15 protein-coding genes are annotated in these 7,639 nt (G+C 31.0%); all 15 read right to left on the reverse strand.

Annotation, left to right across the window (positions count from 1 at the left end; genetic code table 11):
• Positions 1-223: 223 nt before the first annotated feature.
• Positions 224-1,093 (reverse strand): hypothetical protein, encoded by an 870-nt coding sequence (locus tag ACI3VO_RS14575; RefSeq protein ID WP_439758612.1) that lies wholly within the window; start codon positions 1,091-1,093, stop codon positions 224-226.
• Positions 1,094-1,138: 45 nt separating this feature from the next.
• Positions 1,139-1,447: a hypothetical protein gene (locus ACI3VO_RS14580; RefSeq protein WP_439758613.1), complete on the reverse strand. Its 309-nt coding sequence runs from the start codon at positions 1,445-1,447 to the stop codon at positions 1,139-1,141.
• Between the two features lie 636 nt (positions 1,448-2,083).
• Entirely contained in the window at positions 2,084-2,572 is a 489-nt protein-coding gene (locus tag ACI3VO_RS14585; protein ID WP_439758614.1) for a hypothetical protein, read from the reverse strand.
• A gap of 236 nt (positions 2,573-2,808) precedes the next feature.
• Positions 2,809-3,213 carry a hypothetical protein gene (locus tag ACI3VO_RS14590; protein ID WP_439758615.1) on the reverse strand — a complete coding sequence of 135 codons (405 nt, stop codon included), beginning with the start codon at positions 3,211-3,213 and terminating at the stop codon, positions 2,809-2,811.
• 5 nt (positions 3,214-3,218) lie between these two features.
• On the reverse strand, positions 3,219-3,524 hold the full coding sequence (locus ACI3VO_RS14595; protein ID WP_439758616.1) for a hypothetical protein: 306 nt from the start codon (positions 3,522-3,524) through the stop codon (positions 3,219-3,221).
• The gene (locus ACI3VO_RS14600; RefSeq protein WP_439758617.1) at positions 3,521-3,649 is read right to left on the reverse strand and encodes a hypothetical protein; all 129 of its coding nucleotides are present in this window, start codon (positions 3,647-3,649) and stop codon (positions 3,521-3,523) included. Before ACI3VO_RS14600 ends, ACI3VO_RS14595 begins: the two co-directional genes overlap by 4 nt.
• Positions 3,650-3,940: 291 nt before the next feature.
• Positions 3,941-4,342 (reverse strand): hypothetical protein, encoded by a 402-nt coding sequence (locus tag ACI3VO_RS14605; RefSeq protein WP_439758618.1) that lies wholly within the window; start codon positions 4,340-4,342, stop codon positions 3,941-3,943.
• 277 nt (positions 4,343-4,619) lie between these two features.
• Positions 4,620-4,949, reverse strand: a complete 330-nt coding sequence (locus ACI3VO_RS14610) for a hypothetical protein (protein ID WP_439758619.1) — start codon at positions 4,947-4,949, stop codon at positions 4,620-4,622.
• A 7-nt stretch (positions 4,950-4,956) separates the two neighbouring features.
• Positions 4,957-5,319, reverse strand: coding sequence for a hypothetical protein (locus ACI3VO_RS14615; protein WP_439758620.1), 363 nt, complete (start codon positions 5,317-5,319; stop codon positions 4,957-4,959).
• 4 nt (positions 5,320-5,323) lie between these two features.
• A complete protein-coding gene (locus ACI3VO_RS14620) occupies positions 5,324-5,752 on the reverse strand; it encodes a hypothetical protein (protein WP_439758621.1) in 429 nt (142 codons plus the stop codon).
• A 332-nt stretch (positions 5,753-6,084) separates the two neighbouring features.
• On the reverse strand, positions 6,085-6,315 hold the full coding sequence (locus ACI3VO_RS14625) for a DUF3310 domain-containing protein (protein WP_439758622.1): 231 nt from the start codon (positions 6,313-6,315) through the stop codon (positions 6,085-6,087).
• Positions 6,302-6,589, reverse strand: coding sequence for a hypothetical protein (locus ACI3VO_RS14630; RefSeq protein WP_439758623.1), 288 nt, complete (start codon positions 6,587-6,589; stop codon positions 6,302-6,304). The genes ACI3VO_RS14625 and ACI3VO_RS14630 overlap by 14 nt, the downstream gene beginning before the upstream one ends.
• A gap of 12 nt (positions 6,590-6,601) precedes the next feature.
• The gene (locus tag ACI3VO_RS14635; protein WP_439758624.1) at positions 6,602-6,901 is read right to left on the reverse strand and encodes a hypothetical protein; all 300 of its coding nucleotides are present in this window, start codon (positions 6,899-6,901) and stop codon (positions 6,602-6,604) included.
• The gene (locus ACI3VO_RS14640; RefSeq protein ID WP_439758625.1) at positions 6,898-7,167 is read right to left on the reverse strand and encodes a hypothetical protein; all 270 of its coding nucleotides are present in this window, start codon (positions 7,165-7,167) and stop codon (positions 6,898-6,900) included. The genes ACI3VO_RS14635 and ACI3VO_RS14640 overlap by 4 nt, the downstream gene beginning before the upstream one ends.
• Before the next feature lie 169 nt (positions 7,168-7,336).
• Positions 7,337-7,477 (reverse strand): hypothetical protein, encoded by a 141-nt coding sequence (locus tag ACI3VO_RS14645; RefSeq protein ID WP_439758626.1) that lies wholly within the window; start codon positions 7,475-7,477, stop codon positions 7,337-7,339.
• Positions 7,478-7,639: the final 162 nt, after the last annotated feature.

The raw sequence follows: 7,639 nt of genomic DNA on the forward strand, positions 1-7,639 counted from the left end.
CTACGCTGTACGATGGTATAGACCCTTTAATTTCTATACTTATCTCGGGATTACCATTCCAGGCTTTCCCCGATATTGGTCAGTAATAATTTTACTAATTCCTTAGTAAAACGGCATTTTTAAATAATACCACACCCAGTAGGTTGCACTAATGTCCCGATTCCATTATGTTTTAACCATTTATCCTTAGCTATAGCTTGTCTTTCATCCCTAGTCATTTATTCTAATCCATTTCTGGGAGTTCAATATTTCTAGCTTTACAAACAAGCTTGATTTGACGTATTCTATCCTCCCATTGCGATATATGATATTGAACTTCTTTCTCTAGACGGAACAAGACTTTATTTCTCAAAGTAACAAGCTGATCGGGAGTAAGTTCAGAGTATTTAACCTTAGCTTTAAGATTAATCATAGCTCTAAATTCCTTGTAAGTAAGTCCACCATCTTTTACCATTAAGCGGACACTATCCTTTAGTCCCAATCTCTCTTTAATTACTTCCAATTTACTCCTAGTCTTTCCATCCTTATCTTTCTCGTCAAACTCTTTAAGTTCAGCATTAGTAAGACAAATACCAAGATTCAAGATAAAGCTAAATGTAATGTGCTTAGTAGATAGTACACCAAGCTGATCAAGACAACCATCCATTACTTCATTAATAGAGATTCTCTTGTACTCTCTAGGCATATCACCAGTAACGGCAGAAATAGATAAAGATTTCCAATCCTCGCCTTCAAATTTCTCTTTATTCTGATCAATAAATGACCGAATATCTTGGAAATACAGGTATCTTGGATATGGCTGCCCGTCTCTACACAAAGATCCGTCCTCCAGCTGCCTTAGATACAATTCTACATTACACTTTCTTCTCTGCTCATTAATAAGGTTAAGCAAAGTATATCTTCCAGGATTTACCTTATCATCACTATAAAGCATAGACTGACAATGCTTATAGAATGATATTAGTTGATCAGGGGTAGCATCTACTAGCTTAATTTCTTCCTGAGTTTTATCTGCTTTCTTTGGAAACTTCCAAACAAACAGATTAATATCATTTTTCTTGTCCTCCACTGCCTTAATGAGCTTGTCTTTCATTACTGTCATAGTATTTTCTTCATATAAATTATTTTTAAGATTAATCTAAATAACAAACTTATGGTCTTGGACTATTGGTTTTTCAACAAATTTCAGAAAGTGGATTCCATCATACCTATAATTAACAAATTCCTTTCCATCAAACCATTTATCTACTCCTGCAATTACTTCCCTATAGTTCAAGAATCCTATCTCTCCTATCTGTATATCTCTATGCTCCCAGTTAGGAAATCTAGTACACATAATGTACTTTGAATATTTCCTAACATCTTCATCTAGGCACTCAAATACATAAGTAGTATATAAGTCATTTACCTTTGCTACTAGTTCGGCTAGAACGGTTACGGGCTTCATAATAAATACAACCAAAAGCGGCAAAATCAGAAGAACATAATCCTATCTCTGGAAAACAGGGATATAATTTACACTCTTTACAAGTCCTCTCTGGATGTTTTAATATATTGCCAAATTTATCCCTACTTACTTTAGTACTAGCCATGTAAGTAATCCTACATTAAGACATATACTACCTATCTTTATTACATTTGAGATCTTTAGTTTCCTATTAACTAGGTTTAACTCTTCATTATAGTTTTTCTTAATTACCTCATTTTCCTTAATAAGAATACTATTCTGCTGCCCTATGTTATCAACTTTCTCTTTTAATAAAGAGTTTTCTGTAGTAAGAAACTTATTCTCTTCTATTATTAGTCTAACTTCCTTTAATTGCTCACTACTCAGCTTTATGGAGTCTTGAGTTAAGGTATTCTGTGACAAACAAGGAATCTTGACTAAAAGTAGTAGTAGAAATAACACTACAAGTTTTCTCATAGTTATTCTTATTTGAGTTAATTAAGTTATTAATAGAATCTAATCCGCGCAGTAATTCCTTTCGTTCTTCTTCATATATAGTAGTATCTATATAAGTTGGTTTAGGTTTAATAAGAAACCATATATTAAAGCCAATAGATACTATTAGAAGGGTAACTATTAAATATGGCAACCACGCTTTCTTAGCTGAAATTCTACGGCTTTCTTCCATTTAATATATTCCTTTGGATTCTTAATGAAGAAATTGTAAGCATCTTCATACTTATAAATAGGATATTCTGCATCATCTAGTAATTCAATTTCCTTCCTGTACTTCTCATACTTACTCCAATAATCTCTTAGATACTTCTGAGGTCTTTGCTTGATATATTCGATCTCGGATTTAAGAATAGCATCAATATAAGCGCAGTTAATATCTTTCTTATTACTAGCAGTAAAAATAGGCTCACTATTAGTAGCTCTATCGTATGCTAGATTAGTACCAATTTCCTCATTATACTCATCTTCTGGAGCACATATAGATACACCAATACTTAGTGTCACTCCGTTATTAACTTCTTTACGGATTCCTACAACAGTAATGTAATGCTTCTCTCCTTTAAAATCAACGAAGATTCCTCTTTCTACTCTTTCGGTTACTTTGTCCATTTACTTGATTTTCTTTTAAATTATTAATAAATTCAACAGGCGCACCTAGTAGAACAATACTCTTTTCTGCTATATAGTTCTTCCATTTTCTTCTAATACATGAAGTGGTTATGTTTAAAGGTTTACTAGTCTTAATAAACTTATTAGACCTTATTCCACATCCTCCTTTCCAGTACAGATAGATAGTAAGCTCATATAGATAAAAAGGTAATTGTTCTATAAGTGTACCTTCATATTTAATAGTGCCAGAAGGGATATTCTCCTGATTTATACATTTTCCCATTATAAGAATATTTACTAACTAGGTTTCTAATATTGCCAGACTTAGTAATCTCAGCAAAGAACCCTAGTTTATTAAATATTTCATGCTGCATACAAATAGAAGAATAAGTAGAGTTAGGGAACTTATTATTCTTCTTCAAATATACAACTAATTTAGCTTGTATAGGAATATATGGTATAGGTTTAGTACCTGTTCTCATATCTTCCTTATGCTTTGCCCTTTCAGTTCGTAGCTGCTCTTTCTCTTTATCAGTCTTTTCAAATACAGAATAGTCAATAGAGTAAAGAGGCACTCTAATTCCAAGAGATACCATTAGTTCATCATTGTGAACATCTACTGGTTCAATTTTCTTTTCCATAAATATTAATTCGGGTCTTCATTAATTGGCATATCTACTATCTGACATAGCTTCTTTAGATCTTCCAATTCTTTTTTAAATTCGTTAAAATAATCTAATAATCTAATAGCTTCATCTTTATGTTTCTGACTTATTCTAAAGTGAGCAATCTTTTTAATTGCATATTCCAAAGTAATACCATATCCGCTAGGCTTGAACTCCGTCCTAGCTTCTCCCCCTCTAGGTTTAATAGTATATAGCAGTTCTAAATCAAACTTTGGAACAGTCTCACTTTCGGGAATTAACCTAAAATCAGATTCTTCTATTATCATGCTGAATAAGCTGTTCTTTGATTGATACTTCCAGGCTTGGTAGTAGAATCCTTGTCTCTTTGTGGTAGAGATTCCCACCACTTCTTTGCCGCTTCTAAATTTGCTCTCTTATGTTTTGCTTTCATAATGTCTATTTTATATTAGTACTTATTATAGCTTTTAGCTTTTCTAACTCTTGTTTATCTTGTTCTATACTCTCTGTTAGAGTCTAAATTTGCCAGAGTATATAAGCATTTGCTACTCTGTTAAGTTCCTCTATTGTCTTAATTTCCTTACCATATCCAGATAAATGATCCTCATCAGTTCGGAATATTCCATTGTGGTCTACTATTTCAAAGCCCGCTTTAATATAGTAGTTTCTATTATTCCATGAACCAGTACTTTGAAATCCATTTTCTAATAAATCTTTTTAGTAATCATTTAAAGAAATTAACAAATTCAATATATTTATTTACTAATTTAACCGCTTCTTCTTTGGTAATAATAGTAATTCTACTACCTAAATTCTTCCACGGTATACTAGAAATAGAGTATTCTGTATATAGACTTACAATATTATTTCCTTTTAAGTAGCTATGATATTCAACTACTGGACCAGTAAATTTAGGTCCAGAAGATAATCTTGTTATCTTCTTTACATACATAATGTTGATAGTATTACCTATTTCTGTCTTTATATAACAGTTGAGATATTTATCAGCATTGTACTTTTCTATTTCTAACTCATCTATTCTATTCTGAATTGCATTTACTTCTTTTTGCAATTCATCTCGCTGTTTTCTCAGCTTATCTTGTTTTTCTGTAATGGAAGAACACATATACTATAAGTAAAAATAGTAAAATAAGTATTGCTGGAATGATTATAGGAGACAATACCCAGAACCATGACCAATTAATAACTCCACATAGTTTAAGTACAATAAATACTATAGTAAGTACTCCTAAGAGACTTATATCTCCAGTTGAAACATTTTTATCCATTATATTAATATTTTATAATCCCTATACATTGTCAAAGGATCAGTACTAGCCCAATACCATACTATTATATGTTTCTTTCCTTCAATATATACTACATCGAATTCAAATCCATATCTAATGTACAGTAGTAGAACTATTATTCCGAATATTATTAAATATAACATTTTCAAATCTGTTTTCTAGTTCTTGTCTACATCTATCAAAGACCTCTTGTGCTTCTTCTCTAGTAAGAATCCTCCCTATTTCATTTTGATTACAATCACAATGCCAATCTTCGTCAATGATTATTCTAGTTATAGGATAATCTGCCTCATAAATAACACAATATCCAAATACTGTATTTAATTTATTATCTACTTTAATAATTAATACAAATGCGTCTGCTGGGTAATAAGCAAAACGTATTTCCACTATTTTGCCTATATACTTAGATAGATCATTCATAGTATTTTTATATTTTGTCTAATATTTGAGTTACTCTATCCCTAACCATTTTATCGAATTGTTCTTTTGACAATATAGGAACATTATCAAACTCATTATCACAAAACTCTTTTTCACCATCGTCCATGAAAGTTATAGTCTTTAAACTACTATCATCACATCCTTCAAATCTAAAGTCAATAACAGTCCCATAGAACATAGCATCCCCATAATCTGGTTCTACCTTATCTACTTTCATATAACAATTTCTATCAATCTTAATATATTGTCCTATAAAAGACTGAATTTTTTCTTCATCTGATAAAGATGAATTAATTTCGGCTAATCTACTTAGCAACTCTTTTCGCTCTTCTAATAACTTTTTACTCATATTGTTAAATTTTATTGTGTTCTTTTACCCAATTATTCTCAGTAATATCAACTAGGAACTTATCTACATAGCTTAGAACTGCTGTATTAAATTCTTCTCTTGTTATTATTTTTACATCATCAAGACATTGCGGATTTACCATTATACTACGAAATTCCATAAGACAGCCAGTCTCATCTAAGCCATGGTAAGAGTATAGAGATAATCCTGGACCGTAAAGAAATACTACATCAGAAAACACTTGCTTTGCTTTGCCAACCAACATATAATTCTTATCTCCGATCTGTACATATTCCCCTATTAAATTAGATATTGTACTAGGCAATTCATTAGCTTCTTCTATTAATTTATTCTGTTTTATTTTTTGCCAATGAATATCAGTTAAGACCTTATTTAAAACACTCTGTGCCTCCTTATTAAACTCTCTTTTCATTTTTTTTTGTTTTTTTTTTTAATTTCTTTATAATTATATTAGAAATTTTATTTCCTAACCAAGCAGACCCTAGCAAGAATATATTAACTAGAAGTAAGCCTATAATAGTAATTGGCAAATAAAGAAATACTCCAAACCCACATACAATAGATATTAAAAGAAAAAATCCTATTGTAGATACAAGCATGAAAGCATTAGTATACCAGAATTAATAAGAAAGTCTTTTATTTTATCGTACATTCTTAAATATTTTATATGCAATTATACAAAACATAGCGAGTGTAAATGTAGTTGCAGCGAGAGCTACTCCTACTAATACAAGTACAAATATATTAGTCATACTTCTCTATTCTCTCTATTTCGTCGTTAATATAGAAGATAGCTTTCTTTAAATCTTCAATAGATTTATCTTTATCAGCTATTCCTTCTTCTGTTTTAAGACCATGCCTCCATAAATATTTCATAGCACTTCCTATATTGAAATTCCTATGCCTTATTACTTCAAGACATTCAATTCCACTAGGGTCGCTATTGTAATATTTAGGGTGTTCAATTCTTTCCATCTTTTACTTTAATTGTTACTGATGTTGGAGTATCGAAGTCAATATCTCTATATTCTTCTAGATCTATTCCATACATTCCAAAGTCTGGTTCTGTAGCTATTAAAACTCCTTCTTTAGTTGCAAACCATCTACCTTCTTTGGTTCTTTTAGGCTTACACATAAATAGTCTAAGTTCTCCATTAAAGTCTTTAGTCACATAAAACTTAACTCTATTCCAATGCCAAATTCGGAAAGCTAAATAGCCTGCTACAATTCCAATAATAAAACTAATCATAAGAAAAAAAAATTAAATAAACATCCAATAGGCTACTGGAGAATCACTATTTGATTCAGTAACCCAGTACCATTTATCTTTATATACCATGTAGCCATAGTCCTGCGTCCCATCTTCTCTCTTAACTGCAACTAATTCAGTTCTATCTCCTGAAGAAGTTACCATATCTGCGTAGATATAGGGTAGTTCTTCATTTACTCCTATCCAAGGTGGAGATAATAACGCATCTACTATTTCTTTAAGATCTTCTTGTATATCTGGATATTTCTTAATAATTTCTAATGTTTTCTGTAAAGCTTCATATCGTGTCATACATTTACTCTAAAAGGTGAACCATCAAGAAAAGTGCAATGTTCTTCTACAAGCCATACACAGAAGTCCTTATTAGGCATATCGCTAAATCTAAGAACTAAATCTTCTTTAGTGGTATATATTGCACATATATGTCTAGGGTGCTTGCTATCCTTAGTAATTACCCAACCGAATGGCTCATGTTTCTTTATCTCTTCCCAACATTCTTCTTCTGTTCTGAAGGTATGTGATTCGGGATCTTCTTTTATTTGACCTCTTTTTACCATTTTATAAAGTTATTACTTTTACAATAACAGATTAAGTTCTACTTCTCTAGTAGCTTAATTCTTTCCACCATCTCTTTATGTCTTCTAATTTGCTCTTTAATATTCATTACAGATAGAAAGATAATAAATACCAGTAAAACTCCAGATACTATAAAGAATACAATTTTACTCATAATATACTGTAGGATCGGTCACCCCATTTAGCTCCTTGTTTAAAGGCTTCACTAATATATCCTCTTTTGGGACTTCCAGCAGCTACCTTATATCCATAATTAGTAGCTTCGTTTTTTATTTGTTCTTCTCTTGTCATATTTTTTTATTCTTTTGGAGATTCTGGAATTAAAAACCAATATAATACATCCTTATTACCAACTGTATCCCATTTCCATTTATTTTCATGAGAAATCATAGACGTAATCATTATACTACCATCAGACAATATAACTAAGCATTTTCGTGTATAAAGAATATT

The sequence above is a fragment of the Intestinibacter sp. genome, assembly GCF_051866655.1.
GTDB lineage: Bacteria > Bacillota > Clostridia > Peptostreptococcales > Peptostreptococcaceae > Intestinibacter.

Bases quoted from the DNA above. Each gene is read 5' to 3' on its own strand.
- ACI3VO_RS14575 (WP_439758612.1), bottom strand. From the start codon at position 1,093: ATGAAAGACAAGCTCATTAAGGCAGTGGAGGACAAGAAAAATGATATT.
- ACI3VO_RS14580 (WP_439758613.1), bottom strand. From the start codon at position 1,447: ATGAAGCCCGTAACCGTTCTAGCCGAACTAGTAGCAAAGGTAAATGAC.
- ACI3VO_RS14585 (WP_439758614.1), bottom strand. From the start codon at position 2,572: ATGGACAAAGTAACCGAAAGAGTAGAAAGAGGAATCTTCGTTGATTTT.
- ACI3VO_RS14590 (WP_439758615.1), bottom strand. From the start codon at position 3,213: ATGGAAAAGAAAATTGAACCAGTAGATGTTCACAATGATGAACTAATG.
- ACI3VO_RS14595 (WP_439758616.1), bottom strand. From the start codon at position 3,524: ATGATAATAGAAGAATCTGATTTTAGGTTAATTCCCGAAAGTGAGACT.
- ACI3VO_RS14600 (WP_439758617.1), bottom strand. From the start codon at position 3,649: ATGAAAGCAAAACATAAGAGAGCAAATTTAGAAGCGGCAAAGAAGTGG.
- ACI3VO_RS14605 (WP_439758618.1), bottom strand. From the start codon at position 4,342: ATGTGTTCTTCCATTACAGAAAAACAAGATAAGCTGAGAAAACAGCGA.
- ACI3VO_RS14610 (WP_439758619.1), bottom strand. From the start codon at position 4,949: ATGAATGATCTATCTAAGTATATAGGCAAAATAGTGGAAATACGTTTT.
- ACI3VO_RS14615 (WP_439758620.1), bottom strand. From the start codon at position 5,319: ATGAGTAAAAAGTTATTAGAAGAGCGAAAAGAGTTGCTAAGTAGATTA.
- ACI3VO_RS14620 (WP_439758621.1), bottom strand. From the start codon at position 5,752: ATGAAAAGAGAGTTTAATAAGGAGGCACAGAGTGTTTTAAATAAGGTC.
- ACI3VO_RS14625 (WP_439758622.1), bottom strand. From the start codon at position 6,315: ATGGAAAGAATTGAACACCCTAAATATTACAATAGCGACCCTAGTGGA.
- ACI3VO_RS14630 (WP_439758623.1), bottom strand. From the start codon at position 6,589: ATGATTAGTTTTATTATTGGAATTGTAGCAGGCTATTTAGCTTTCCGA.
- ACI3VO_RS14635 (WP_439758624.1), bottom strand. From the start codon at position 6,901: ATGACACGATATGAAGCTTTACAGAAAACATTAGAAATTATTAAGAAA.
- ACI3VO_RS14640 (WP_439758625.1), bottom strand. From the start codon at position 7,167: ATGGTAAAAAGAGGTCAAATAAAAGAAGATCCCGAATCACATACCTTC.
- ACI3VO_RS14645 (WP_439758626.1), bottom strand. From the start codon at position 7,477: ATGACAAGAGAAGAACAAATAAAAAACGAAGCTACTAATTATGGATAT.